Below are 26744 nucleotides of genomic sequence, written 5' to 3' on the forward strand. Positions count from 1 at the left end.
GAGTTCAGGAGGCGTTGCTCGATCGAACTGACGGCGCGAGACTGTTCACACCCTGTCCTCCCCGGGGCCATGGCGACCAGAATAGCGTCGTGTACCGACACTTTCGCCGCGGCTAGATCTCGAATACCGGTAGCCGTGCCCACGCGGGCAGCAGGCGTGTGATGACCTCGGCGAACCGGCAATAATGGGGGTTATGGCATGAGTCCGGAGCAGTCCGTGCCGATAGAGGACATCGACTTTCAGCACTGCACCGCTGCACAGGCGCGCGAACTCCGCGACGAAGTCGAACGCATCTTCCGCGACTCCTACGTCGATGCGATCGAATCCGGCGAAGAGTTCGAGTCGCCCGAGGCGTTCCTGCCCCGGTTCGACGCCTACACCGACCCCGCCCGCGCTGGCGGTTTCGAGTTGGTGATCGCTCGTCTCGACGGCGAGCTCTGCGGCCAGGCATGGGGTTGGCCGCTCACCGCCGAGACCGCGTGGTGGGGCGGACTGCGGCTCGATGAAGGCGACCGTGCAGCCTTCACCGTCGAGAATGGTTCCCGCACATTTGCATTCAGCGAGATCATGGTGCGCAAGCAGTTCACGGGGCGAGGTATCGCCAGTGTCCTGCACGACGAACTGCTCAAGGGTCGGCCTGAGCAGCGCGCGACACTGCTGGTCCGCCCAGACAATCACCGGGCCTATGGCAACTATCGCCGGTGGGGGTGGTACCGCGTCGGCACTCTGCGACCGAGCTGGCCAGATGCCCCGCAGTTCGATGTTCTGATGCGCGATCTTCAGCAGGACGGTTCGCGCTAGCCAAGCACGTGTCACCGAGTTGCGAGCGGCGGCGCCGTTGTTATCGAGAAGCTTTACTTCGCTGTAGGTGGAGGTTATGAGCAACGATCGAACGTGGGAGGACTTCGTTCCCGAGATCTGCGATATCGCATTCCGATACGGTGCATCGACGCACCTGTCGGACGGTCAAGTGATCGTGTCGTCTCGCACACCACGGCCGCGTGATCAATCCGCGCGCAGCATCCTCATCACTCGTTTCGACGATGAAGCAGCCCGGATCAGGACCGGGTGGTGCATCGACGGCCTCGCCGACTACACCATCGGCAATCCCGGGCAGCTGTCGCACGCGGCGAGTCTCATCGACGGGATCTGCGCCGGTGGGGCCGAAGAGCACGCCTTCTTGGATATTGAGGGGCGCTGGACCGGAGTCGCCTGGCTGATTCGGAGCCCACAGGGAGATGGGATGCGCGGAGGTGACTTCAGAAACCCGCATCCCAAAGCGACACACCGTCTCGAATCTTGGAGGGACGCAACCGACTGATCTCTGACGAGGCGTGAGCCGTCTGTCCGCATGGGTCGCGGGTGGCGGCGAAGACCGGCCAGAGGAGTTTCGATGCGAATCGTCGCGCGGAGTCTTGCGGCTCTACGTAGGCAGCAATCGCGCGACGACTTCGGTCAGCTGCTTGACGTTCCGGCACTCGTGCATCGTCACGCACTCCGCGTACACGTGGGCTGCGGAATCCCCCGTCGACCAGGACCGCGACGGCTCCGGGTTCAGCCAGTAGGCATGTTTGGCTCGGTCGACAATGGTCTGCACCGCAGCGAGATTCGGGTCCGTGCGGTTCGTCCGCCCGTCACCGAGGATGAGCACGGACGTGCGCGGCCCGAGGGCATCGGCATAGTTGTCGAGAAACCCTTGGAACGCCTCCCCGTAGTTGGAGCTGCCGAAGCGGGCGACCTTGGTGGAGCGGAGGATGCGGGCGGCTGTGCCTGGAGTGGGCGGTTCGCCGGGGGTGAAGAAATCGGTGATCTCGTCGCAGGTGTCGACGAAGCCGAAGCTGCGGACCTTGCTGAACTGGTCTTGCAGGGCCTGGATGAGGTGGAGGGTGAATTCGGCGAAGCCGGTGACCGAGCCGGAGATGTCGGCGAGGACGACGAGGTCGGGGCGGCCGTGTTTGCGGGCGCGCAGGACCGGGTCGATGGGGACGCCGCCGGTGGACATCGAGCGGCGCAGGGTGCGGCGTAGATCGATTTGACCGCGGACGGCTTTGCGGCGGCGGACGGCGAGGCGGGTGGCGAGTTTGCGGGCCAAAGGGTGGACCAAGCGGCGCATTTCGGCGAGGTCCTGTTCGCGGGCGCCCAGGAAATCGATCTGGTCGGTGCTGGATTCGACACCGCGGCGCGCGATGTATTCGGTGCCGCGCAGTTGCGCCGAGCGCAGCCGGGCTTCGGTTTGGACGGCGGTGCGGAATGCGGCGAGGCGGCGGTTCGCTTCGATGGTGTGGACGGTGGTGTCGAGCCGGGAGGTGCCGTTCATGCCCGCGACGATGCGATCGATGAGTTCTTCCGGGCGTAGGGCTTTCATCGTCAGGTAGGAGGACCAGCCGGCGCCGGACGCGGTGGTGACCGGGGCGGAGGTCTGGCCGGTTCCCACGCTGCCGTAGCCGCCGAGTTCGGTCAGCGCCTGGCGGGCCAGTTCGGCGACCGCCTCCGAATCGTCCTGCGCCAGTGCGGTGATGAGGCGATCTCGCAACGCTTCGATGGATTCGGGTGTCGACGGGTCGGCGGGCTGTGGCTGCTGCGCGGTCAGGAAGTAGAGGTCGAAGAGTTGATCGAACACGGCGCGTTGACCATTGCGGCGCAGCAGGCAGGCGGCCATGCCGGAGCGCAGGCGGTTGCGGTCGGCGAGCCCGAGGGCGATCATCGCCTCGGCGGCGTCGATGGTTTCGCTCGGCCCCGCGTTGATGCCGTGATCGCGCAGCAGCCCGACGAACTCCACCAGCCGATCGGTCACCGAGTCGGGGTAGGACTGCGTCCGGCTTCCACGTCCTTCCGCCGTACTCATGCTCTGCCGCGACCTGGCATGGGTGCGACCGCAGGACGCAGGCCGGGCTTCCATGCGGTGAAGGCAATCCCTGGTGCACGAAGTGTCGCGCCGACCGGCGCGGCACTGACCGCATGATCGAGCACAACCTTCATCGCGCCACGCTCCCCTGCTCACCGTCCGAGTCGAGCAGTCCGAGCCGCTCGATCGCCAAGCGATGGTCGGACTGGTACTTCAAGAGCACGCCGAGCGTCGAGCGAACGACGCTTCCACTCAGGTTGCGCGTACCGAGGGCGACCAGCGTCTTCGCCCAATCAACGGTCTCGGAGATCGACGGAGCCTTACGCAACGAAAGCTGCCGCAGTGCGCCGACCACCCGGACCACCGGCTCCCCCAGCGCCTCGTCCAGCTCCGGAACCTTCATCCGGACGATCGCCCGCTCCAGTTCCGCCGTCGGGTAATCGATGTGCAGGTAGAGGCAGCGGCGCTTGAGCGCTTCGGACAGCTCGCGGTGGGCGTTGGAGGTCACGATGACGAACGGCTTGCGCACCGCGGTGACGGTGCCGAGTTCCGGGATGCTCACCTGGTAGTCGCCGAGCACCTCGAGCAGCAGCCCTTCCAGCTCGACATCGGCCTTGTCGAGTTCGTCGATGAGCAGCACCGTGGAACGCGGATTGCGGATGGCGGCCAGCAACGGGCGCGCCAATAAAAACTCTTCGGTGAAGACGTGGTCGCGCGTGCTGTCCCAGCCTTCGTTGTCCGTCGCGGTGATGCGGAGCAGCTGCTTGGCGTGGTTCCACTCGTAGAGCGCGCGTGCCTCGTCGATGCCCTCGTAGCACTGCAGGCGCACCAGGTCGGAGGTGGTCGCGATGGCGACGGCCTTGGCCAGCTCGGTCTTGCCGACGCCCGCCGGACCCTCGATCAGCAGGGGCTTGCCGAGGTGGCCCGCGAGGAACACGGCGGTGGCGATGTCGAGGGACGGGAGGTACCCGGCTTCGGTGAGGCGCCCGGTCACCTCGTCCACCGACGCGAAGAACTTACTCATCGGTAACTAGTCTAGCCGGGCAGGTTCGGCCTCAGCTCGGCCCCGGTGCCCGGAAATGGCTCGGTTCGGCGTCGGACGGCACGGCGCTCGCCATGGTGAACGGTTCGACCAGCGCGCGCAGTTCCACCAGGTGCCTGGCGTGCGCGTCGAGCGCGCGATCCTCCTCGGCGACCGGCTCCCACTGCCGCACGGGTCGCGCTTTTCCGTCGTCGTCCACCGCGACCACCACGGCGAGACCGTGCGCCGCCAGCGCCGGTTCGTCGGAGTGCGCGTCGGTGGAGGTCACGTGCACGCTCACGTGCATGCTGCGCGGGCCGGTGTGGATCAAGCGCGCGGTGACCTCGACGACATGACCGATCACGATCGGCCGGTAGAAGCGGATCCCACCGAAGTAGGAGGTGAGGACGCGCTGCCCGGCCCAGTCGGCACCGCACACGTACGCCGCTTCGTCGATCCACCGCATCGTCCGGCCACCGTGAACTTTGCCGCCCCAGTTGATGTCCGAAGGCGCTGCGAGAAAGCGCAGCGTGGCGCTGGGCGCGGTGCCCGCGGAGGTGTATCGCTGCGCGGCCATCGCCTCCTCGATGTGCTTGCGCACGGAGATCCGGGCACGCGCCTGCCGGTGCCGCTGCAATTCCAGCAGCGAGGTCGGATTCCATTGCGGGACTTCGACGGTGCGCCGGTCGTCGTCCACCGCGACGAAGACCGTCAGGCATTGCGCCGACTGCACCGGCTTCACCCGGGTGGGATCGGTCGAATAGACCGTGACCAGAATGTGCATGCTGGTGCGCCCGGTATGGACAAGATTCGCGTGTAATTCGACCAGTTCACCGACCGCGATCGGGCGGTCGAGATGAATGTTCCCGACGTAGGCGGTGACGCAGTAACGACCGCTCCACTGGGCCGCCGCCGCGTAAGCGACTTTGTCGATCCATTCGAGTAGTTTGCCGCCGTCGACCGATCCCAGGATGCCCGCGTCGGCGGGCTGGACGAGAAATCGGTGAATCGCCTCGGGCCGCCGACCGGCCGCGGCCGGATTCGAGACTGTCGCGCGAGGGTCGATGTCTGTCGATTCGGTCAAGGTTCACAATCCGTTCGGGCAGAGAATCTTCGGCTACCTGACCCCGTTGTCCCGGAGAACCTTAGGCCCCGGCGTCGATACGAGCGAGTAACGAGACAGCGACCGGAGAGCCGGTTCCGCGATCGGTGAGCAACCCGTATAGGGGGTAGCCCCTAATACCCCGGTTTGATTTTGCCCGCAGGGGAGACAACACCCGTGACCTTTGGCGGCGAGTGCGCAAGAGTGAAGGGGTGCAGTCGCTGCCCCGTCGGTAAGCGCGACCGCGAAGCAGCGACCGTAGATCCAGATCTGTCTGCGGGGGTAGGCCGCGGACAGGCCCGCAAATGGGGGATGGCGGACGGAATGCCCGCCGCAGAGTGAAAGGATTTACGTTGTTCTCCACAATCAGCGCACGCCGCACCTTGGCCCGCGTGGCCGTCGCCGGTGCGATCGCCGCAATCCCGTTGACCGCGTTGGCGATGCCCGCCTCGGCTACCCCGAGCACACCCGGGGTCACTCAGGCCCGGTACGACCCGTATTACGACCGGTGCGCCTTCGGTCCGTTCCAGAACTGGAGTTGCAACAACAACCCGCTGTTCGGTTGGGGCTACAACCAGTTCGGCGGCCCCTACGGACAGGGCTACGGGCAAGGCCAGGCACCTGGCATGTTCGGCAGCAGTTAAGTCTCCGAAGACGCGGGTGGCCCGCTCCGAGATCCGGAGCGGGCCACCCGCGTGAATCAGCCGAGAGATCAGGCGGTCTCGGTGATCGGACGATCCACCCAGCTCATCAGGCCGCGCAGCTTGGCGCCGGTGACCTCGATCGGGTGCTCGGCGTTCTGCTTGCGCAGCGCCTCGAGCTCCTTGTTGCCACCCTCGACGTTGGCGACCAGACGCTTGACGAAGCTGCCGTCCTGGATGTCCTTGAGGATGTCCTGCATCCGCTTCTTGGTGTCGGCGTCGATCACCCGCGGGCCCGACAGGTAGCCGCCGAACTCGGCGGTGTCGGACACCGAGTAGTTCATCCGCGCGATGCCGCCCTCGTACATCAGGTCGACGATCAGCTTCAGCTCGTGCAGCACCTCGAAGTAGGCCATCTCCGGTGCGTAACCGGCCTCGACCATGACCTCGAAACCGGTCTTGACCAGTTCCTCGGTGCCACCGCACAGCACGGCCTGCTCACCGAACAGGTCGGTCTCGGTCTCTTCCTTGAAGGTGGTCTTGATGACGCCCGCGCGGGTGCCGCCGATGCCCTTGGCGTAGGACAGCGCCAGCGCCTGGCCCTCGCCCTTCGGGTCCTGGTCGATCGCGATCAGCGCCGGAACGCCCTTGCCGTCGACGAACTGACGACGCACCAGGTGACCCGGGCCCTTCGGGGCCACCATGCCGATGGTGACGTTGGCGGGCGGCTTGATCAGGCCGAAGTGGATGTTGAGGCCGTGGCCGAAGAACAGCGCGTCGCCGTCCTTCAGGTTCGGCTCGATGTCATTGGTGAAGATCGACGCCTGCGCGGTGTCGGGCGCGAGCACCATGATGAGGTCCGCCCACGCCGAGACCTCGGCCGGCGTGCCGACGGTCAGGCCCGCCTCCTCGGCCTTCGGACGCGACTTCGAACCCTCGGCGAGGCCAACCCGGACCTCGACGCCCGAGTCGCGCAGGCTCAGCGAGTGCGCGTGACCCTGGCTGCCGTAGCCGATGACAGCGACCTTGCGGCCCTGGATGATCGACAGGTCGGCATCGTCGTCGTAGAACATCTCGACTGCCACTGTGGTTCCTTCCGGGATCATCCCCGCGCGAGGCGGGGCACACCGTGCTTGCGCCGGTGCGGATTTACGTTGTTCTGGATCGGATCACCTCCGCGGTAGCGGGAGGGGATCATTCCCGCGTACGCGGGGAGGCGGCACGCCAACCGTCGATCGCAGAAAGACTAGCGTGTGGCCGCCGTCGGACGGTCGGCCCCATCGGTGTGCCGCTCGCTACCTCACCGAGTGGCGGTGATGGACTTCGGTCCACGGCCCACCGCGACGACACCGGACTGCACGATCTCCCGGATGCCATACGGTTCGAGCATCCGCAGCAGCGCGTCGAGCTTGGACCGGGTTCCGGTCGCCTCGACGGTGAGCGCGTCCGGCGACACGTCGATGACCTTCGCGCGGAACAGTCCGACCGCCTCGATCACCTGGGTCCGCACACTGGCGTCGGCGCGCACCTTCACCAGAATCAGTTCGCGGGCCACCGAGCTGTCGGAGTCCTGCTCCACGATCTTGATGACGTTCACCAGCTTGTTGAGCTGCTTGGTGACCTGCTCCAGCGGCAGGTCCTCGACGGTGACGACGATGGTCATGCGCGAGATCTCGGGGAGCTCGGTGCCGCCGACCGCCAGCGATTCGATATTGAAGCCGCGGCGGGAGAACAGCGCCGCGACCCGTGCCAGCACGCCCGGTTTGTCCTCGACGAGAACGCTGAGGGTATGCGTGGTACTCATCCGTTGTTCACCCTGTTCTGTTCGTGCGACATCGCCGCGTGGATGACCGCGGGCTCGGCGGCCTGCTCGTCCTCGTCGAACAGCGGGCGGATGCCGCGAGCGGCCATGATCTCGTCGTTGCTGGTGCCCGCGGCGACCATCGGCCACACCTGGGCGTCCTTGCCGACGATGAAGTCGATCACCACGGGACGGTCGTTGATGGACTGTGCCTCGCGGATGGCGGCCTCCACGTCCTCCTCGCGCTCCACCCGGATGCCGTGGCAGCCGAGGGCTTCGGCGAGCTTGACGAAGTCGGGGATGCGCAGGGAGTGCGTGCCGAGGTCGGTGTTGGAGTAGCGCTCCTGGTAGAACAGCGTCTGCCACTGGCGCACCATGCCGAGGTTGCCGTTGTTGATCAGCGCGACCTTGATCGGGACGCCCTCGACGGCGCAGGTGGCCAGCTCCTGGTTGGTCATCTGGAAGCAGCCGTCACCGTCGACCGCCCACACCTCTTTGTCCGGCGCGCCCATCTTGGCGCCCATGGCCGCCGGGACGGCGTAGCCCATGGTGCCGAGGCCACCGGAGTTCAGCCAGGTGCGCGGCTTCTCGTACTTGATGAACTGCGCGGCCCACATCTGGTGCTGACCGACGCCCGCGCAGTAGATCGCGTCGGGTCCGGCCAGCCTGCCGAGCGCCTCGATGACGAACTCCGGCGACAGCGAGCCGTCCGCGGGCGGGGTCCAGCCCAGCGGGTAGGCGTCGCGCACGCCGTCGAGGTAGGTCCACCAGTCGGTCAACGGCAGCGGCAGCGAATTGCCCGCGGCAGGATCGGCCTTCAGCGTCTCGATGAGCTCGACGATCACCTCGCGGCAATCGCCCACGATCGGGACGTCGGCGTGCCGGTTCTTGCCGATCTCGGCCGGGTCGATGTCGGCGTGGATGACCTTGGCGCCGGGGGCGAAGGAGTCCAGCTGACCGGTGACGCGGTCGTCGAAACGCGCGCCGAGGGTGATCAGCAGGTCCGACCGCTGCAGCGCGGCGACCGCGCCGACGGTGCCGTGCATGCCGGGCATGCCCATGTTGAGGCGATGGCTGTCGGGGAACGCGCCGCGCGCCATCAGCGTGGTGACCACGGGGATGCCGGTCAGCTCGGCCAGTTGCAGCAGCTCGGCCGAGGCGTCGGCCTTGATCACGCCGCCGCCGACGTAGAGCACGGGAGCCTTGGCTTCCGTGATCATCCGCGCGGCCTCGCGCACCTGCTTGCCGTGCGGCTTGGTGACCGGGCGGTAGCCGGGCAGCCGCATCTCCGGCGGCCAGCTGAAGGTGGTCTGCGCCTGCAGCACGTCCTTGGGGATGTCGACGAGCACGGCGCCGGGGCGGCCGGACGCGGCGAGGTAGAACGCCTCCGCGATGATGCGCGGGATGTCGATCCCGTCGGTGATCAGGAAGTTGTGCTTGGTGATCGGCATGGTGATGCCGGAGATGTCGGCTTCCTGGAACGCGTCGGTGCCGATCAGGCTGCGGCCGACCTGGCCGGTGATGGCCACGATCGGAACCGAGTCCATCTGCGCGTCGGCGATCGGGGTGACCAGGTTGGTCGCGCCGGGGCCGGATGTGGCCATACACACACCGACCTTGCCGGTCGCCTGGGCGTAACCGGTGGCCGCGTGACCCGCACCCTGCTCGTGCCGGACCAGGACGTGGCGCACCTTGGTGGAATCGAACAGCGGGTCGTACACCGGAAGGATCGCACCACCCGGAATGCCGAATACGGTGTCGACGCCGAGCTCCTCGAGCGACCGGACGACCGACTGCGCGCCGGTGACCCGCTCGGGCGGGACCGGGCGGCGGTTGGCCGCGGACGTCGCGTTGGCAGCGGGCGTGGCCTGCTGGTTCGCCGAAGGAGCTGGCCTACGGGCCGAAGGCCCGGGCCGTGCGGTAGGTGCGCTCACCGTCTTCGTTCCTTACTGGTTGTGGTTCTGACCCCGGAATTTGTGCCAGCGGTGTCTTGCGCTTCGCCATGTTGGACATTAGTCCGAACATAAAAAAGCCCCCGACAGCACAGGGCTGATCGAGGGTGGCGCGTCGCAACGCGAGCTGACGTATTCGACTCAGTGTGTCAGGCTCAACGCTGGACGCGCCGGCCGATTACGAGCAACTCGTTTCGATTCACGCGCACGACGTTAAGCGGGTGTGAACCGAAGAGTCAAACAGATGACCCCTTGTGTCCCATTATGTGGGACAGTGCGGATGCTTGTGCCCTTCACCAGGATGCGAGGATGGTGGTGTGTCATCACCGCATCAGTCCGTGCCACCTTCTGAATCGTCCCATACGCCCGCGGCGACAACGGATACGGGTAGCGCCTCCGACGCCCGTGTGATCCGCATCCCACGGCTGGCCTTCCTGGGCGTCTTCATCCTGCTGATGTGCGTGTTCTTCCCGTTCGTCGGCTGGCCCGCCGGGCTGTGGTGGCTGCTGCTCATCCCGGCCGTGGTGCTGGTGTGGGTGTTGCGCACGCAGACCACCGTCTCGGCGGCCGGACTGGATCTGCGGACGCTGTTCGGTTCGCGCCACCTCGACTGGGCGCAAGTGAAGGGCGTGCGGATCCCCAAACGCGGCTACGTGCGCGCCGACCTCACCGACGGCACCGAGGCGAAGCTGCCCGCGGTGAGCTACGACCGGCTGCGCGACCTGGCGGCCGCGTCCGGCGGACGGATCCCGGACCCGTTCGCGCGGCCGGACGCGTCCCCGGCGGACGAATCCGAACCGGCGGTCTCGACCGAGCCCGAGACGGGCTCGAGCGGCGACGGCAGCTCGCGAACCAACGGGATCGCGAAGTCGGCCGAGGACGCCACCGGCGAAGACACGCCGTAGCGGACGGTCACCCCATATGCGGCTCCACGTTCTCGGCGTGGCCCATCGTGGGACCTGACCGGCGATAACGAACCCGCCACCGCGCCTGGGCCGCGTGGACGCCCCGCTGGACTCAGCGATCGCACCGAGGCGGAACATTCCCTCCGCGTAAGCTGTTGCGGTCGGGTGATGGGATGATTTGCCGGAGCAGTGACCCTTCTCCGCATCCCCACCCTCGACGGTCCGGCACCTCCGGCGACACCGTCGGCCCGGCGACACCACGCACGGGCGACAATCCGAACCCGGCTGACACCGATCGACGCCTCGCACGACCCGCCACGACCGGCGGGGGGCGCGCCCATCCGCGGGAGTAACGTGATGGTCCGCCGAGCAGGCTCTGCGCCGTCGCACGTCAGCCCCCGCGACCCGAGGACCATCGAAATGCCACCGCTTCGTTCACGAACCACGACCATCGGCCGCAATGCCGCAGGCGCACGCGCACTCTGGCGCGCCACCGGCATGACCGACACCGACTTCGGCAAGCCGATCGTCGCCATCGCGAACTCCTACACCCAGTTCGTGCCCGGGCACGTGCACCTGAAGAACGTCGGCGACATCGTGGCCGACGCGGTGCGCGCCGCCGGTGGCGTGCCGCGCGAATTCCACACCATCGCCGTCGACGACGGCATCGCCATGGGCCACGGCGGCATGCTCTACTCGCTGCCTTCGCGCGAGATCATCGCCGACTCCGTCGAGTACATGGTGAACGCGCACACCGCGGACGCGCTGGTGTGCATCTCCAACTGCGACAAGATCACCCCGGGCATGCTCAATGCGGCCATGCGGCTGAACATTCCGGCGGTGTTCGTCTCCGGCGGACCGATGGAGGCGGGCAAGGCCGTCGTCGTCGGCGGCGTCGCGCAGGCGCCCACCGATCTGATCACCGCGATCTCCGCGAGCGCGAATCAGGCGGTGTCGGAGGAAGGCCTGTCCGAGGTCGAACGGTCCGCGTGCCCGACCTGCGGCTCCTGTTCGGGCATGTTCACCGCCAACTCGATGAACTGCCTCACCGAGGCGCTGGGTCTCGCGCTGCCCGGCAACGGCTCCACCCTCGCCACGCACGCCGCGCGCCGGGCGCTGTTCGAGCGGGCGGGCACGGTGGTGGTGGACATCGCCAATCGCTGGTACCGCGAGGACGACGCGTCGGTGCTGCCGCGCAACGTCGCCGACGCCAAGGCCTTCCGCAACGCGATGGCCCTGGACGTCGCGATGGGCGGTTCGACCAACACCGTGCTGCACACGCTGGCCGCCGCGCAGGAAGGTGAGATCGACTTCGATCTGCACACCATCGCGGAGACCAGCCGCCGGGTGCCCACCCTGGCGAAGGTGTCGCCCAACTCCGACTACCACATGGAGGACGTGCACCGCGCCGGCGGCATCCCCGCCATCCTCGGCGAGCTGCGCCGCGCCGGGCTGCTGGAGACCGACGTCACCACCGTGCACACCGCGAGCTTCGACGAGTGGCTGGACACCTGGGACATCCGCTCCGGCAAGGCATCCCAGGAAGCCATCGAGCTCTTCCACGCCGCGCCGGGCGGGGTGCGCACCACCGAGCCGTTCTCCACCGACAACCGGTGGTCGTCGCTGGACACCGACGCCGCGGGCGGCTGCATCCGCGACCTCGAGCACGCCTACACGAAGGAAGGCGGCCTGGTCGTGCTGCGCGGCAACATCGCGCCCGACGGCGCGGTGCTCAAGACCGCGGGCATCGACGAGGAGCTGTTCTCCTTCCAGGGCCCCGCAGTGGTGGTGGAGTCGCAGGAGGAGGCCGTGTCGGTCATCCTCGGCAAGAAGATCAAGCCCGGCGACGTGATCGTGGTCCGCTACGAAGGCCCCGCGGGCGGCCCCGGCATGCAGGAGATGCTGCACCCGACCGCCTTCCTGAAGGGCTCGGGCCTCGGCAAAGAGTGCGCGCTGATCACCGACGGCCGATTCTCCGGCGGCACCTCGGGGCTGTCGATCGGGCACATCTCCCCCGAGGCGGCCAGCGGCGGCGTCATCGGCCTGGTGGAGAACGGCGACCAGATCCGCATCGATGTGGCCACCCGTACGCTGGAGGTCCTCGTCGACGACGCCGTCCTCGCCGAGCGTCGCTCGAAGATGGAAGCCTCCGAGCGGCCCTGGCAGCCGGTCAACCGTGATCGTCCGGTGACGACGGCCCTGCGCGCCTACGCCGCCATGGCCACCTCGGCGGACAAGGGCGCGGTCCGCTACGTGCTCCCCCGCCACTCCGGGTCTTCAGGCCGTACCAGTTAGGTGCCGGAGGATCTGGTCTCAGGTCCTGCGTCGGGTGCGTTGCTGGTTTCGGGCGCACCCGGCGAGTTACCCATGTACCTGCGAAATCAGGCGTCACTGAGGGTATTCGAACGCGAAGGCCCCTCTATCTCCTCTTGCTCGGGTTCACGCGAAATCAGGCGAAGGGGCCGATGCCGGTGAGCGGGTTGCCGCCGTGCAGGTACCAGTAGGTCCCGACCGCGGCCGCCACGGCGAGCAGAAGGACGACGAAGGACCCGGAGGCGGGGCGGATGGCCCAGCCGCGGTTGCGGTCGAAGGACAACCGACCGGGACCGGTCAGGATGATGACGGCGGCGACGCCGGCGAGGACGCTCTCGAATTCCACCGCGCCCGGCCCGGCCTTGTATTGGAACCCGGGGGTCATGCCCTGCTTCCAGGCCCAAGCGTCCAGGATCACCGCGAGCACCGCGCCCGCGGCCAGCGGGGTGGCCAGCCCGAGGATCAGCAGCGTGCCGCCGCCCACCTCGCCCGCGGTCAGCAGGAGGGCGGACACGGTCGGGTGGTCCCAACCGCCGCGCTCCATCATGTCGCGGGTGCCATCCAGGCCCGGCCCGTGGAACCAGCCGGTGAGCTTCTGCAAGCCGTGGTAGAGGAAGGTGCCGCCGACGACCAAGCGCAACAGCAACAAGCCCAGATCGAGCGTGCCGCGGCGGGTCTCGCCGTTGCGGCGGCGCAGACGGCCGGTGTCGTTCGGCGGGCCGGGGGCGGGCGGGATGCTGGCGTACTCGTATGTGGGCGCCTTGCCTCCGGCGCCCTTGCTCTCGGCGGTGCTCGGAACCTCCGGGTCGAGCCCGAGTTCGTCCTCGGTGCGCGGCACGTCCTTGGACAGATGGGGCCGCTGGGCCGGATCCACTCGCGCGAATTGCTCGGTCGGCGAGTCGTACGGGCTGGTCACTCCTCGACCGGTGGACGACACCGCCGACTGCTCGGCCGTGGAGGGAGCGGAGTTCCCGGCCTTGGATTCGGCCGTTTCTTTCGGCTTGTCGGTCACGATCAATACCCTATGCCGCGGCGCGGCACGGCGGGCAAGTACTGGACGGCGTGTCAGTGTGCGCGCAACACCCACCCGGAGGGGGCGCGGGCGACGGAATTTCCGTAACGTCTGGGCTATGAGTTTGGTTGTCGTGGGCCGCGTCGCGGCGAGCTTGGCGCTCGGCTCCGTCCTGCTGGTCGGCTGCGCCCGGTTCGACGATTCGGCGTCCAGTCCGTTCACCCCGGAACCGACCCTGCGCGGAGCGAACATCGACCCGAAGAAACCGAGCCAGCCACCCACATCGACCACCCGGCCGAGCGGCCCGTGCATCGATCCCGACCCGGCGGTGGTGGCGACCTGCCTGGACACCACCGGCGGCCTGGTCACGCTCGCCGACGGCGCGCTGGTCGCCGAGCGCCGCACCGGGCGCATCCTGAAGGTGGTCCCGGAGCAGCCGCCGGTCGAGATCGCCCGGGTGGACGTGGACGGCTCCGGCGACGGCGGCCTCAGCGACATCGCGCTGTCGCCGACCTACCGAGAAGACGGCCTGATGTACGCGTACATCACCACCTCCAGCGACAACCGGGTGGTCCGCATCGCCGAAGGCGGTTCCCCCAAAGACGTGCTCACCGGAATCCCGAAGGGCGCCACCGGCAACCACGGCGCGATCGACTTCGTCTCGTCCGACCAGATGCTGGTGCTGACCGGCGATGCCGGCAATCCCGGCGCGGCGGCCTCGGCGGGCTCGCTCGCGGGCAAACTGCTGCGCGTGAACTCCCCCGTGCCCGGCCGCACGCCACCACCGGAAATCGCCGTCTCGGGCATCGGCACCGCCGGAGACGTGTGCCGGGACAGCAAGGACAGCATCTGGATCACCGACCGCACCGCCGCCGAGGACCGGCTGCAGCGGCTCGGCGGCGACGGCGTGGTCACCACCATGTGGACCTGGCCGGACCGCCCCGGCGTCGCGGGCTGCGCCGCCGCGACCGACGGTGTCGCGATCTCGCTCACCCGCGCGAAGGCCCTCGCCATCGCCGGCGCCGACCCGAACACCCACGCGGTCACCGCGGCGCCGACCCTGGTGGCCCAGGACAAGTACGGACAGCTCGGCGGCGCGGCGGTCGGCGCCGACGGCACCATCTGGGTGACCACGGTGAACAAGACCGACGGCCAACCGGGTCCGTTCGACGACCGCGTCGTCCGCATCCCGCCCCCGCAGGCCGGAGGCGGCGGACCGGACTGAGTTTTCGGCCGCGCGGGCGCGGCGTGTTCGCGGCCCCATGATGGTTCGCGTCCGAGCGACCGCCGCTGGCGACTTCGTCGCGGACGCGGCGGCCGCTCGGACGCGAACCGGGCCACGAACGGGACAATGCTCGGTCTCGCTTCGCTCGAAACCGGGAGTCGGGCCGGTGTGGTCGAGTGAAGTCGTAACCGCGACCTCGGCTGTGCCGTGGCTGACGGCGCGGCGGCGAACGGTGACCGGTTCCGACCCGAGCGAATGCGTGCGGGGCGATGCTCGGCCTCTTCGCTCGGAGCCGGTGGTTCGGATGGTGCTGGTCGCGTCGAACGCCGAGGGCAGCGCCGCATCGGAGAGCCGCGCGGCGTCGCGGTCGAACGCGGCGACGAACAGCGCCTCGCGTGCGTCCTGTAGGCCCACGATTGATCGGGAGACCTGGGCGGCGGATGAGGTATTTCAGGGTTTGTCCCGGTCCTGCGGGGTGATGCCGAGAATGGCGAGAAAGGCTGTGGCCGCGGGTGGGCGGCTTCGGCTCCAGATGACGTATTCGACGCGGGCCGGTGCGTCGGCGACCTCGATGGTGACTACGCCCTCGAGTTGCGGGGCGTAGGCGGAGGGGAGCATCGCGACGGCTAGGCCGGGCCTGACGAGGCGGGCGATGTAGTCCGCGCTGGTCACTTCGAAGGCGACGTCTCGGGCGAGACCGGCGGCTTCGAAGGCTTGGTCGGATTGCAGGCGTCCGGCCGTTCCGGCCGGAAGGTCCACGAAGACTTCGGAGCACAGCCTGCGCAGGTCGACGGTCGGCTCACCGGCGAGGGGGTGGTCCGGCGCGACCACGGCGACGAGGCGGTCACGGGCGAGTTCGTGGGCGGCGACGCCTCGGGGACGCGCCGTGGTGGGCAGTCCGAGGAAAGCCACGTCGATGGCTCCTTGCTCGACCTTCTCGATGAGTTCCTCGCTCGCGCCCACCCGCAGGCTGATGCGCACGTGCGGGTATCGCCCGCGGAAGTCACGCAGCGCCTCCGGGATGTCGACCGCGGCGACGGTGGGGATCAGGCCGACGGCGAGCCGTCCGCGTACCTGCCCGACCGCCGCGGCGACTTCGGCGGCCGCGCGCTCGGCGGCGTCCAGACACTGGCGGGCGGCCGGGAGGAACGCCGCACCGGCGGGCGTCAGGCGCACCCGGCGGCTGGTGCGCTCGAACAGTCGCGCGCCCAGTTCCCGTTCCAGGCGCGCGATCTGGTGGCTGAGGGCGGACTGGACCACCAGGCATCGTTCGGCGGCCCGGGTGAAGCTGTTCGTCTCGGCGACGGCGACAACATAGCGCATCTGCTGTAGCTCCATAGATCAATCGTGTATCGAGATCAATGAAGTGACAAACATGTGTTGGACTCATTTATCATCGCCGAGCGAGACTGCGTGTGTGAAAAGTCCAGCTGCACAGGTCGTTTCCGGTGGAGCAGGCAGGATCGCTCCCCGGGGCGATCTGTCTCGCACCTTCCTGACGGCGCTCGCTCCCGCGTCATGGGGCACGACTTATGTCGTCACCACCGAACTTCTTCCCCCGGGGCACCCACTGTTCGCCGGACTGCTGCGCGCGTTGCCCGCGGGCTTGATCGCGCTGGCCATCACGCGGACGCTGCCGCGTGGCGCCTGGTGGGGGAAGGCCGCGGTGCTGGGCGTGCTCAACATCGGACTGCTCTTCCCGCTGCTGTTCCTCGCCGCCGAACGCCTACCCGGCGGGGTGGCCGCGACCTTGGCGGCGGCCCAGCCCCTCGTCGTCGCCGTCTTGGCCGTACTGGTCCTGCACGAGAACCCCTCCGCTTGGCGCCTCGCCTGGGGCGCGATCGGCGTCGTCGGGGTCGGCTTGGTGGTGATCGGGCCGAACGCGGTGCTCGACCTCGCCGGGGTCGCGGCGGGTCTCGGCGCGGCGGCCTCGATGGCGCTCGGCCTGACCCTCACGAAACGGTGGGGACGGCCCGCCGAAACCGGGCCCACCGCTTTCGCCGGGTGGCAGCTCACCGCGGGCGGTCTGTTCCTGCTGCCCGTCACGTTCTTCTTCGAGGGCGCGCCTCCCGCGATCGACCCGCCCGCTGTCCTCGGCTACCTCTGGCTGGGTCTGGTCGGCGGTCTTATGGCCTATGTCCTGTGGTTCCGCGGCATCGGCACCTTGCCGGTCACCTCGGTCGCGGTTCTCGTCCTGCTCTCGCCGCTGGTCGCCGCGATTCTCGGCGCCGTTCTACTCGGCCAGACCCTCGGCCCGGTCCAAATCCTCGGGTTCGGGCTCGCACTCGCCGCGATCGTCGCGGGGCAGCTTCCCGCTCCGAGCCACTCGACCGCTGCCTCGACACCCCCACTCGAAAGGACACCTCGATGAAGATCGCCGTCGTCGGAGCCACCGGCATGGTCGGCTCACGCGTCGTCAACGAAGCCGCGAGCCGAGGCCATGAACTCGTCGCCGTATTCCGGAAACTACCGCCGGCCACCTTGCCCGCCGGGGTGACCGCCGTCGAGGGCGACGCGAACGACCCCGACCGGATGAGCAGACTGTTCGACGGTGCCGACGCGATCGTGGCCGCGACCCGTCCGGCCCTCGGACAGGAACACACCGTCACGGCGACTACGACGGCCCTGCTGGACGCGGCAATGACCACTCGGACGCGCATCCTCGTCGTCGGCGGCGCCGCCCCCCTGCGGAACCCGGGACGCCCGGACCGGCTGGTTCTCGACAGCCCGGAGTACGTACCGGAAGCGGTCCGCCCCATTGCCGCAGCCAGCGTCGCGCAGTGGGAGACCTGCCGAGCGCACTCGGCCGACTGGGTCTATCTCAGCCCGCCCGCCGTCCTCGAACCCGGACGGCGCACCGGCACCTATCGGCGCGGCACCACCACACTCGTCGCCGGAGCCGACGGCACGTCCCGGATCTCCGCCGAAGACCTCGCCGTGGCCGTCGTGGACGAGATCGAGAATCCCAGCGCGAACAGGCATTTCACCGTCGGTTACTGAGCGGACCGCAAGCCGCCCGGCTCGGACCGTGCAGGTCATCCGTCGCACCGGGATCGGAGGCGCTCGCAAGAACCCGGCGACCACGACGACGGAGGGAACGATCAGATGAAGCGAATCTTCGGTATCTCCGTCGCGCTCGCCTGCCTCGGCGCGACGGCGCTGGTACCCGCGGATCGGACGGCGGCGCACCGTCCGGTTCTCCCGGCCACGATCGACCTCCCCGCCGGGTTCCAGCCGGAAGGAATCGCGATCGGGTCGCAGCCGGTCGCCTACTTCGGCTCGCGGGTCGACGGCTCCATCTACCGCGCCGACCTGGTGACCGGGCACGGCGCCATCCTGAGCCCCGGGCCGGGTACGCCGGCGCTCGGCCTCCAGGTCGACCACCGTGATCGGCTGTTCGTCGCAGGCGGCACCGGAGGCGATGCCCGCATCGTGGACACGCGCACGGGCGCGGTGCCGGCGCGCTACCGGCTCGGAACGCCGCCGGACACGTTCGTCAACGACGTGGTGCTCACCCCCACGGGCGCGTGGTTCACCGACTCGCGAACACCCGTGCTCTATCACCTGCCCGCGGGCGACGACACTGCGCTGCCGCACACCGCGGCGGTGGTGCGACGCCCGCTGACCGGCGACATCCGCTACGAGCCGGGAGCGATCAACGCCAACGGAATCGTGCGCACGCCGGACGGCACCGGGTTGATCGTCATGCAGTCGGTGACCGGCCGACTGTTCCGCGTAGACCCGGCGACCGGCACGACACGGCGGATCGATCTCGGCGCCGAGACGCTGCCCGGTGGCGACGGGCTGCTCTTGCGCGGGAGCACGCTGTTGGTCGTCCAGAACCGGTCCAACGCGATCGCCGTGGTCGCGCTCGACCGCGCGGGCACGACGGGCACGGTCCTGCGGCGGGTCACCGACCCGCGCTTCGACGTACCGACCACCGTCGCGGCGTTCGGGGAGCGTCTGTACTTGCCGAACGCCCGCTACACCACGCCGCCGACCCCGGCGACGCCCTACGGCTCGGTCGCGATCGAGAACCCCCGCTGACGGGCAGCGGGGGCTTCACCGCCTAGCTGCAGGCGGCGAGGACCAGTTCCCGGACCCGGGCCGCGTCGGCCTGGCCGCGGGTCGCCTTCATGACGTCGCCGACGATCTTGCCCGCGGCCTGCACCTTGCCGGAGCGGATCTTGTCGGCGATGTCGGGGTTGGCGGCCAGGGCCTTCTGCACCTCGGACTGCAGGGCGCTGTCGTCGCTGACCATGCCGAGACCCTTGGCCTCGACGATCTGCGCCGGGTCGCCCTCCCCGGCCAGCACGTGGTCGACGACCTGCTTGGCCACCTTGTTGTTGATCGTCTTCGCGTCGACCAGCTTGATCACCTCGGCGACCTGGGCCGGGGTGATCGGCAGGTCCTCCAGCGCGACTTCGCGCTCCTTGGCCTTCTCGGTGAGGTAGGCGACCCACCAGGAGCGTGCCTCGTTGGCCGGGGCGCCCGCGTCGACGGTGGCGATGATCAGGTCCAGTGCACCCGCGTTGACCAGGTCGCGCATCACCTCGTCGGACAGGCCCCAGTCGGACTGGATGCGCGCGCGGCGCAGCCACGGGTACTCGGGGATGCTGCCGCGCAACCGCTCGACCCACTCCGCGTCGGGCGCGACGGGCTCGAGGTCAGGCTCGGGGAAGTAGCGGTAGTCTTCGGCCGTTTCCTTGCGGCGGCCGGGCGAGGTGGTGCCGTCGGTCTCGTGGAAGTGCCTGGTCTCCTGCACGATCGTGCCGCCGCCGACGAGCACCGCGGCCTGCCTGCGCATCTCGTAGCGCACCGCGACCTCGACGCTGCGCAGCGAGTTGACGTTCTTGGTCTCGGTACGGGTGCCGAATTCGGTTGCCCCGACGGGCATCAGCGAGACGTTGGCGTCACAGCGCAGCGAACCCTGCTCCATCTTGACGTCGGAGACGCCGAGGGACTTCAGCAGATCGCGCAGCGCCGTCACGTAGGCCCGCGCCACCTCCGGCGCCCGCTCCCCCGCGCCGGTGATCGGCTTGGTGACGATCTCGATCAGCGGCACCCCCGCGCGGTTGTAGTCCAGCAGGGAGTGGCTCGCGCCGTGGATGCGGCCGGTCGCGCCGCCGATGTGCACCGACTTGCCGGTGTCCTCCTCCATGTGCGCGCGCTCGATGTCCACCCGGAAGGTGCTGCCGTCGTCGAGCAGCACGTCCAAGTGGCCGTTCGTGGCGATCGGCTCGTCGTACTGGCTGATCTGGTAGTTCTTCGGCTGGTCTGGGTAGAAGTAGTTCTTGCGCGCGAACCGGCCCCACGGGGTGATCGAGCAGTTCAGCGCCAGCCCGATCCGGATCGCGGACTCGACGGCCTTCTGGTTGACCACCGGAAGCGAACCGGGCAGACCGAGGCACACCGGGCACACCTGGGTGTTCGGCTCGGCGCCGAACTCGGTCGGGCAACCGCAGAACATCTTCGTCGCGGTGTTCAGCTCGACGTGGACCTCCATGCCGAGCACCGGCTCGAACCGGGCGATGACATCCGAGTAATCCATCAGGTCGACCGTGGGTGCGCTCATGGCCATCAGTTTAGGTAAACGCTCCCGCCGCAGCGCAGCGGCTCTCGCGTCGTGGGGCGACGCGCTACTTCGCCGGGACCCGCTGCCGCAGCCAGCCGGTGACGTAGTCGAGCACCTCGGGAGCGACGGTCGTTTCGATGGTGCTGTACTCGCTGGGACGGCCGGTCTCGGTGGGCTGCATCAGGTGGTTGAGCCCCGAGAAGACGTGGACGGTCGCGTCGGGGTCGGCGGCGAGGTGGTCGCGCATCGGCTGCTCGCTCTGCGCCGCGGGCACCTGGAGGTCTTTGCCGCCGAAGAACGCGAGCACGGGGACGCGCAGGGCGGCGAGGGCGGGCGCCGGGTCGTAGCCGACCAGGGCGGCCAGATACGGCGTGATCTGCGCGGCCGCCTGGTCGTCCGGCACGCGCTGGTCGGCCGGCAGGGCCTGGTTCTGCCGGACGGCCAGTTGCTTCGCGCCGTCCAGGTCACCCGCTTTCAGCAGGGCGGCCAGTTCGGCGGTGTCGCGCACCCGGGCGTCCACCTGGTCGGGCGGTGTGCCGTTCGCGGCGGCGATCAAGCGGGTCTGTTCGACGAGCACGTCCGAGCCGGGGACGCCCGGTCCGGCCATCAGGACGGCGAACGCCACGCCGCTGTCCGGGCGCGCGGCGACCAGCGGCGCGAGGTAGCCGCCCTCACTGTGCCCGAAGAGCCCGATTCGCGCGGGGTCGATGTCCGGGCGTGCGCGCAGGAAGCGAACGCCCGCGGCGGCGTCCTCGGCCAGGTCGGCGTAGCTAGCGTCGTCCAGTTTGCCGCCGGTGCCGCCGACGCCGCGGTCGTCGGCGCGCAGCACGGCGTAACCCGCGCGGGTGAACGTGTCGGCCAGCAAGAGGAAGGGCTTGTGGCCCATCAGTTCCTCGTTGCGGTCCTGGGGGCCGCTTCCGGTGATCATGAGGATGGCGGGGAACGGTCCCGAACCCTGTGGCTCGGTCAATGTGCCCGCGATGGTGATGTCGCCGTTGCGATAGGTGACGTCCTCGGTCTTGTACGGGAACGGCGGCTTCGGTTCCTGCGGGCGGGCGGGCGGTTCGACCTTGCCTCGGCTCATCGCCAGCCGGAAGCTCTGACCCGCCTGCGTGAAATCGCCGGTGATCCGGTCGGTTCCGGACTCGTACTCGCCGCGGAACACCGGGTCGCCCGGAATGTCGGGGATCGCGAACGACACGCCGTTGCGGTCAGAGCTGACGTCTTTCAGTTGCGCGCCCGTCACACCCTGCAAAGGAATGTCGATGGTGGCCGTGCCGTCGTCGCGAAAAGTCACTCCGACTTGCAGCGGCTGCCCGGGAACCTCGATGGCACCGTGCCAATCACCGATGGTCGGCTCGGGTGGATTCGACTCCGAACACCCGGCCACCAATGCCGCGATCACGAACAGAGCCAACCCGATCAGTCGCCCACTGCGCATGCGACTCACAGTACCGACAGTCCGGCGCGGCCCCCGGCTATTCGCCGCGTGCGTACCGCACCGCCGTGGCGATCTCGGCCATGTCGAGCCGCAGGCCCGGCTCCTGTTCCTGTACCTCACGGAACTCCAGCAGCGCGTCGTCAACGGTGGCTTGTCGAGCGCTGCGGATCAGTTCGCGACGCACATACTCTCCCAGCGCAAACCCGGCGGAGCGAGCGCGGCGACCGAGGACGCCGAGCGCCTCGATGGGCAGGTCGTAGCTCTGGACGAGCGCCACGGCGTCTTCATCGATCTCCGGGCCCAAGTCGCGTCCTTCGGATTCCAAGAATTCGACGACCGTGTCGTCGGCGGTGCGCCGCCGCGCCAGCGCGACCAGCTCGCGCCCGATGTAGTCCGGCAGCGGTAGCCCCGCCGCGCGCGCCCGGCGGCGCAGTACATCGACGGTAGGGTCCGGCAGATCGTTCACATGGAGCTCGGCCATACCGGCCAGGGTAGCCGGGCGTCGGTACGGACTCGCAGAAGCGGTTTCGATCACTGGTGCGCCTGTGCTCACTGGTCATCGATCCGGTCTTCGCCGAAGACCGCGTCCACCTCTGCGCGTTCCTCGGCAGCGGTGCCGATACCAGCCCAGCGAGCGAACCGTCGCTTCAGCTCGGCAGTGCTGATCGGAGGCCTCGCCGCCAACCGGCGCGGCTCACCCACTGGACGACCGTCGCGAATGATGACTGACAGTCCTGATCACGAATCCATGATGGCATCCGATGCCCTCCGGGGCGATGCACTTTGTCCCGACTCGGACGCCCAGCACCGAACTCAGCCGAAGAACGCCTCCACCTCGCGGTAGCGATCCGCGGGCACCCGCTTGAGCTGCTTGGTGGCTTCGGACAGGGGCACCAGGTCGATGGAAGTCCCGTGCAGCGCGACCATCTGACCGAACTTCCCCGCGTGCACCGCCTCCGCGGCGTGCAGGCCGAAGCGGGTGGCCAGCACCCGGTCGTAGGGCGTGGGGCTGCCGCCGCGCTGCACGTGACCGAGCACGGTGGTGCGGACCTCCTTGCCGATGCGCCGCTCGATCTCCACCCCGAGCTGCTGGGCGACGCCGGTGAAACGCTCGTGGCCGAACTCGTCGATACCGCCCTCGCGCAAGGTGAATCCGGAGTCCGGCGCCGGGTGCGAGCCCTCGGCGACGACGCAGATGAAGTGCTTGTCGCCGCGCTGGAACCGCCGCTTGATCATGGCGCATACCTCGTCCACCTCGAACGGGACCTCCGGCACCAGGGTCAGGTGCGCGCCCGCCGCCATGCCCGCGCTGATCGCGATCCAGCCCGCGTGCCTGCCCATCACCTCGATGAGCATGACGCGCTGGTGCGACTCGGCGGTGGTGTGCAGCCGGTCGATCGCCTCGGTGGCGATGCTCAGCGCGGTGTCGTGGCCGAAAGTGACGTCGGTGCAATCGATGTCGTTGTCGATGGTCTTCGGGACGCCGACCACCGGCACGCCCTCGTCGGACAGCCAGCTCGCGGCGGTGAGCGTGCCCTCGCCACCGATCGGGATGAGCGCATCGATGCCGTTGTCGTCCAGGGTCTGCTTGATCCGGCCCAGGCCCGCGCGCAGCACGTCGGGGTTGGTGCGGGCGGTGCCGAGGATGGTGCCGCCCTTGGTGAGAATGCGGTCGGTGCGGTCGTCGTTCCTGATCTGGATCTTCCGGTCCTCCAATAGGCCGCGCCACCCGTCCTCGAAGCCGACGATCGCGTCTCCGTAACGGCCGTTCGCGGTGCGAACGACGGCACGGATGACCGCGTTCAGCCCTGGGCAGTCTCCGCCTCCGGTCAGAACTCCGATGCGCATGGCCGCTATCTTGCCCTTCATGTCCGATCCGGGCAGCCCCACCCCCGTGAACGGTGTGTAACACCGGCCCGGCCGGACGAGCTCATGCCGCGGTGCAGCGCCCCCCGGACAGCTCGTCGAGATGCTCGGAGACGACCGTGGCGAGCTTGTCCAGAACGTTCATGCCGTCGTTGAACGTTCCCGATTCGGGCTGCACCGCGACCGCGATCGCGATCTGCCCGGAGGGGATGCTGATGATCCCGAACTGCCGCACCAAGTAGGCGCCGGAGGTGTCCGGTCCCCAGCCGCCCTTGAATTCGGCGCCGGTGAACTCGCCGAGACCCCAGCGCTGACTGACGACGACCTGCTCCATCAGCGAGGTCACGCGGTCGGCCTGAGGCAGGCAGGGCAGGCGCGAGGCGAACCGCACCTGGTCGGTCAGCGACCACTCGGCCTGCCCGAAGGCCGAATGCTCGGAACGGGCCCGGGTGGCGGGCACGACGGTCTTGTTGTCGCCGCCTTCGCGCAGCACCGCCTGCACGGCCTGCGCCGCCTCCTGCGCGGTGCCCAGCGATTGCCACAGCACGTCGGCCGCGGCGTTGTCGGACTGCGTGATCGCCGCCGACGCGGCGTAATTCGAGCTGCCCGGACTGCGCCGCAAAGCGGCGATGGTCAGCGGGACTTTCATCGTCGACCAGGCCGGACCGCTGGTCCATTCGCCGAAAGTGACCGCCTGCTCCGCGCCGACCGGCATGATGGCCATCCCGAGCTTCCCGCGCACGCCTGCCGCGAGCTCGGCATAGCTCGCGGCCAGGGTGCCCGGCACGATGAGCGACAGGCCCTTCTGGTCGGTACGCGCCGCGGCCTCGGTGATGGTGGGTTCGCTGGATGCCGGGTCTTCCCTGCGGTCGGCTCCGCATCCGGCTACCAGAGAGACGACGAGCGCCGCGCACCCGAGAGCGTTTCGAGCTTTGCGGAATCGATCAGTAAGCATTTTCGACACATTCTTTTCGCGAACTCGGCCGGCTTGCGAGATCGGTTCGGCGTCCCGACACCGCACCGGCCCGCCTCGCCGACCGCCCACCGCGACGGCAGGGGCCGCGGCCATGGGTCGGCTGACTCTTGTGGCCCCGCCAGATGACGACGGCGTGGTCAACAAGCATGGACACCTCCACCTACCCGCCCGATGTCGCCGAGCGGCCGGGATCGGTACCGGCGACGCTGTTCGCCGCCGACCTCACCCGAGAACTGCTTCTCGTTATCCCGGAGAACGTACTAGATGATTCGATTACGCCCCAGTTCACCGAAAACGCCTGACCGCCACAGCCACTGCGGAACAGAGCGCCGCACGCCGGTCAGGCTCAATAGCATTGAAGTATTACCGCAGGATTTATCGGGTGCCCAGGCGACAGCCTTCCGGTTTCGACTTCCCGCGAGCGCGTTCGGAGGGCTTCACGACGCATGCGCTCCGGCCCGACCGGTAACCACCGGCACACGCCCCTCGAACCGTCGGGATACGGAGACCGGCACCCGATCGGACCGACGGTCACCGAGCGCGAGGCGCTGTCGGATCGAGTCCAGCCGAAGACCGCCCGCGACGGCGCCCTCCGCCGGATCGGCACCAGCTCGCCGGGACGACATTGCCGACTTCGGATTCCCCTCTGCGACGGCGATCCGCATCGGGACAGGTCGGGCCCCGGCACTGCCACCGCGGGGCACCAGCCCAGTGCGCTGGGACTCGCAATCCCACAGCAACCACCGGGAGACAGCCCGGACCGGGAGCGCACCCACCCAACAGCAACAGCCGACGAGTTATTTACCGATCGGTACTTCAACGGTTGCCTCGCGGGCGTGTCACGTCTAGTTTACTACCAAACGGTACAGAACTAGGAGCATGCATGACCGGTCGCACCACCGCCCCGCTCGGTGTCGGCATCGTCGGCGCGAATCCCACGGGAAGCTGGGCCGCCGCCACCCATCTACCGGCGCTGGCCCAGCTGCCCGAGTTCCGCGTCACGGCGGTGGCGACCACGAAGCGCGCGTCGGCCGAAGCCGCGGCCGAAGCCGCCGGCGCCCCGCACGCGTTCACCGACGCGGCGGAACTGGCGGCGCATCCGGAAGTGGATCTGGTTGTGGCGGCGATCAAGTCACCGGGGCACGCGGCCGTGGTGCGCGCGGCGCTCGCCGCCGGGAAGCACGTCGTCTGCGAGTGGCCGATGGGCACGAGCGCGTCCGAGGCCGCCGAGCTGACCGCCGCGGCGGCGACGGCGGGCGTGGTGCACACCGTGATGCTCCAGGGCTACCACTCGCCGTCGGTGAACTTCGTCAAGGACCTACTCGCGGCCGGTCGGATCGGGGCCGTTTCGGCGATCACCCTCGTGGCCGCGGGAGATCCGTTCGGCGGCAGCTCGATTCGGCCGGAACTCGCCTGGAGCACCGATCCCGGCAAGGGCAGCGGCCTGCTGACCATCATGGCCGGACACGTCCTCGGCGTGCTCGAACACCTGGCCGGTGAGCTCACCGAAGTATCCGCCGTCCTCGCCACACTGCACGACGAGCTGACGGTGCTCGGGACCGGCCGCACCGTCCCGAATCGACAGCCCGGGCAACTGGCCGTGGCCGGCCGCCTGGCCTGCGGGGCCGTCGTCACGGTGACGGTGCACGGCGGACATGCGGACGCACCGCACGGATTCGCGCTCTACATCCGCGGCACGGAAGGAACTCTCACCATCACTCCGGTCCAAGCCGGAATGTATCTGCACTGGGCCGATTGGCGCATCGAGCTGCGCGGCAACGACGGAGCCGTCAGCGAAATGCAGATCCCGGACCACTACCGCCGACTGCCGTCCACCCTGCCCGCAGGCCCGATCGCCCACGTGGCGGGCCTCTACCGCGAGACCGCTACCGCCATCGCCGAGGGCAGGACCGCCCGTCCCGACTTCACCATCGGCCTGCGGCAGCGCCGTCTGCTCGACGCCGTCACCGCGGCGGCGGAAACCGGCATGCGCCGCCAGGTCACCGCGCTGTGAATCCTCGTCATCTGGCCGAACCGCGGACGACAGCCGCCTGACGGAACGAGCCGCT

Annotated in this window: 24 protein-coding genes; 10 read left to right on the forward strand and 14 right to left on the reverse strand. The window is 68.8% G+C overall.

Annotation, left to right across the window (positions count from 1 at the left end):
• Positions 1-198: 198 nt before the first annotated feature.
• Entirely contained in the window at positions 199-801 is a 603-nt protein-coding gene (locus ON19_RS21210; RefSeq protein ID WP_043695585.1) for a GNAT family N-acetyltransferase, read from the forward strand.
• A 622-nt stretch (positions 802-1423) separates the two neighbouring features.
• Here the strand turns inward: ON19_RS21210 and ON19_RS21220 are convergent.
• From ON19_RS21220 to ON19_RS21230, 3 genes are all read right to left on the reverse strand, one after another.
• Positions 1424-2845 carry a vWA domain-containing protein gene (locus tag ON19_RS21220; RefSeq protein WP_051169132.1) on the reverse strand — a complete coding sequence of 474 codons (1422 nt, stop codon included), beginning with the start codon at positions 2843-2845 and terminating at the stop codon, positions 1424-1426.
• A gap of 130 nt (positions 2846-2975) precedes the next feature.
• Entirely contained in the window at positions 2976-3869 is an 894-nt protein-coding gene (locus ON19_RS21225) for an AAA family ATPase (protein ID WP_043695594.1), read from the reverse strand.
• A 31-nt stretch (positions 3870-3900) separates the two neighbouring features.
• Positions 3901-4875, reverse strand: a complete 975-nt coding sequence (locus ON19_RS21230) for an acyl-CoA thioesterase (protein ID WP_043695724.1) — start codon at positions 4873-4875, stop codon at positions 3901-3903.
• Positions 4876-5321: 446 nt separating this feature from the next.
• Here ON19_RS21230 and ON19_RS21235 point away from each other — a divergent pair, with 446 nt between their 5' ends.
• Positions 5322-5612 (forward strand): hypothetical protein, encoded by a 291-nt coding sequence (locus ON19_RS21235; protein WP_157229773.1) that lies wholly within the window; start codon positions 5322-5324, stop codon positions 5610-5612.
• Between the two features lie 68 nt (positions 5613-5680).
• Here the strand turns inward: ON19_RS21235 and ilvC are convergent, their stop codons facing one another.
• The 3 genes from ilvC to ON19_RS21250 form a co-directional block, all read right to left on the reverse strand.
• On the reverse strand, positions 5681-6682 hold the full coding sequence (gene ilvC, locus ON19_RS21240; RefSeq protein WP_174377715.1) for a ketol-acid reductoisomerase: 1002 nt from the start codon (positions 6680-6682) through the stop codon (positions 5681-5683).
• Between the two features lie 227 nt (positions 6683-6909).
• Positions 6910-7413, reverse strand: a complete 504-nt coding sequence (ilvN, locus tag ON19_RS21245; protein ID WP_039799659.1) for an acetolactate synthase small subunit — start codon at positions 7411-7413, stop codon at positions 6910-6912.
• Positions 7410-9344 (reverse strand): acetolactate synthase large subunit, encoded by a 1935-nt coding sequence (locus ON19_RS21250; protein ID WP_043695601.1) that lies wholly within the window; start codon positions 9342-9344, stop codon positions 7410-7412. The genes ilvN and ON19_RS21250 overlap by 4 nt, the downstream gene beginning before the upstream one ends.
• A gap of 425 nt (positions 9345-9769) precedes the next feature.
• Between ON19_RS21250 and ON19_RS21255 the strand changes: the two genes are divergently transcribed.
• Both ON19_RS21255 and ilvD read left to right on the forward strand, forming a co-directional pair.
• Complete coding sequence (locus tag ON19_RS21255) at positions 9770-10267, forward strand: PH domain-containing protein (RefSeq protein WP_218006458.1); 498 nt, start codon at positions 9770-9772, stop codon at positions 10265-10267.
• Positions 10268-10687: 420 nt separating this feature from the next.
• Positions 10688-12562: a dihydroxy-acid dehydratase gene (ilvD, locus tag ON19_RS21260; RefSeq protein WP_043695606.1), complete on the forward strand. Its 1875-nt coding sequence runs from the start codon at positions 10688-10690 to the stop codon at positions 12560-12562.
• A gap of 154 nt (positions 12563-12716) precedes the next feature.
• Here the strand turns inward: ilvD and ON19_RS21265 are convergent, their stop codons facing one another.
• The gene (locus ON19_RS21265) at positions 12717-13592 is read right to left on the reverse strand and encodes a DoxX family protein (RefSeq protein WP_043695609.1); all 876 of its coding nucleotides are present in this window, start codon (positions 13590-13592) and stop codon (positions 12717-12719) included.
• A gap of 118 nt (positions 13593-13710) precedes the next feature.
• On the opposite strand from ON19_RS21265, the gene ON19_RS21270 reads away from it, so the two are divergent.
• Positions 13711-14817: a PQQ-dependent sugar dehydrogenase gene (locus tag ON19_RS21270; protein WP_043695612.1), complete on the forward strand. Its 1107-nt coding sequence runs from the start codon at positions 13711-13713 to the stop codon at positions 14815-14817.
• A 450-nt stretch (positions 14818-15267) separates the two neighbouring features.
• Here ON19_RS21270 and ON19_RS21280 read toward each other — a convergent pair whose 3' ends face one another.
• Entirely contained in the window at positions 15268-16155 is an 888-nt protein-coding gene (locus tag ON19_RS21280) for a LysR family transcriptional regulator (protein WP_043695617.1), read from the reverse strand.
• 79 nt (positions 16156-16234) lie between these two features.
• Here ON19_RS21280 and ON19_RS21285 point away from each other — a divergent pair, with 79 nt between their 5' ends.
• The 3 genes from ON19_RS21285 (at position 16235) to ON19_RS21295 (ending at position 18864) form a co-directional block, all read left to right on the forward strand.
• Complete coding sequence (locus ON19_RS21285) at positions 16235-17188, forward strand: EamA family transporter (protein ID WP_227954659.1); 954 nt, start codon at positions 16235-16237, stop codon at positions 17186-17188.
• Positions 17185-17817, forward strand: coding sequence for an NAD(P)-dependent oxidoreductase (locus ON19_RS21290; RefSeq protein WP_043695619.1), 633 nt, complete (start codon positions 17185-17187; stop codon positions 17815-17817). The genes ON19_RS21285 and ON19_RS21290 overlap by 4 nt, the downstream gene beginning before the upstream one ends.
• 105 nt (positions 17818-17922) lie before the next feature.
• Complete coding sequence (locus tag ON19_RS21295; RefSeq protein ID WP_043695623.1) at positions 17923-18864, forward strand: SMP-30/gluconolactonase/LRE family protein; 942 nt, start codon at positions 17923-17925, stop codon at positions 18862-18864.
• A 22-nt stretch (positions 18865-18886) separates the two neighbouring features.
• On the opposite strand, the gene gatB is transcribed toward ON19_RS21295, so the two are convergent.
• From gatB to ON19_RS21320, 6 genes are all read right to left on the reverse strand, one after another.
• Positions 18887-20392 (reverse strand): Asp-tRNA(Asn)/Glu-tRNA(Gln) amidotransferase subunit GatB, encoded by a 1506-nt coding sequence (gene gatB / locus ON19_RS21300; RefSeq protein ID WP_083899527.1) that lies wholly within the window; start codon positions 20390-20392, stop codon positions 18887-18889.
• 64 nt (positions 20393-20456) lie between these two features.
• Positions 20457-21833: an alpha/beta hydrolase family protein gene (locus tag ON19_RS21305; RefSeq protein ID WP_043695631.1), complete on the reverse strand. Its 1377-nt coding sequence runs from the start codon at positions 21831-21833 to the stop codon at positions 20457-20459.
• 37 nt (positions 21834-21870) lie between these two features.
• Entirely contained in the window at positions 21871-22314 is a 444-nt protein-coding gene (locus tag ON19_RS21310; protein WP_043695634.1) for a hypothetical protein, read from the reverse strand.
• A 68-nt stretch (positions 22315-22382) separates the two neighbouring features.
• On the reverse strand, positions 22383-22535 hold the full coding sequence (locus ON19_RS42050; protein WP_157229774.1) for a hypothetical protein: 153 nt from the start codon (positions 22533-22535) through the stop codon (positions 22383-22385).
• 111 nt (positions 22536-22646) lie between these two features.
• Positions 22647-23681, reverse strand: a complete 1035-nt coding sequence (locus ON19_RS21315) for an ATP-dependent 6-phosphofructokinase (RefSeq protein ID WP_043695730.1) — start codon at positions 23679-23681, stop codon at positions 22647-22649.
• An 82-nt stretch (positions 23682-23763) separates the two neighbouring features.
• Positions 23764-24654, reverse strand: coding sequence for a serine hydrolase (locus ON19_RS21320; RefSeq protein ID WP_051169133.1), 891 nt, complete (start codon positions 24652-24654; stop codon positions 23764-23766).
• Between the two features lie 167 nt (positions 24655-24821).
• On the opposite strand from ON19_RS21320, the gene ON19_RS42055 reads away from it, so the two are divergent.
• Together ON19_RS42055 and ON19_RS21330 are read left to right on the forward strand one after the other, a co-directional pair.
• Positions 24822-24977, forward strand: coding sequence for a hypothetical protein (locus ON19_RS42055; RefSeq protein ID WP_157229775.1), 156 nt, complete (start codon positions 24822-24824; stop codon positions 24975-24977).
• A gap of 581 nt (positions 24978-25558) precedes the next feature.
• Positions 25559-26689: a Gfo/Idh/MocA family protein gene (locus ON19_RS21330; protein ID WP_083899522.1), complete on the forward strand. Its 1131-nt coding sequence runs from the start codon at positions 25559-25561 to the stop codon at positions 26687-26689.
• Positions 26690-26744 lie beyond the last annotated feature (55 nt).

Origin of the sequence: Nocardia abscessus NBRC 100374, from assembly GCF_000308455.1 — a bacterium.
Lineage (GTDB): Bacteria > Actinomycetota > Actinomycetes > Mycobacteriales > Mycobacteriaceae > Nocardia > Nocardia abscessus.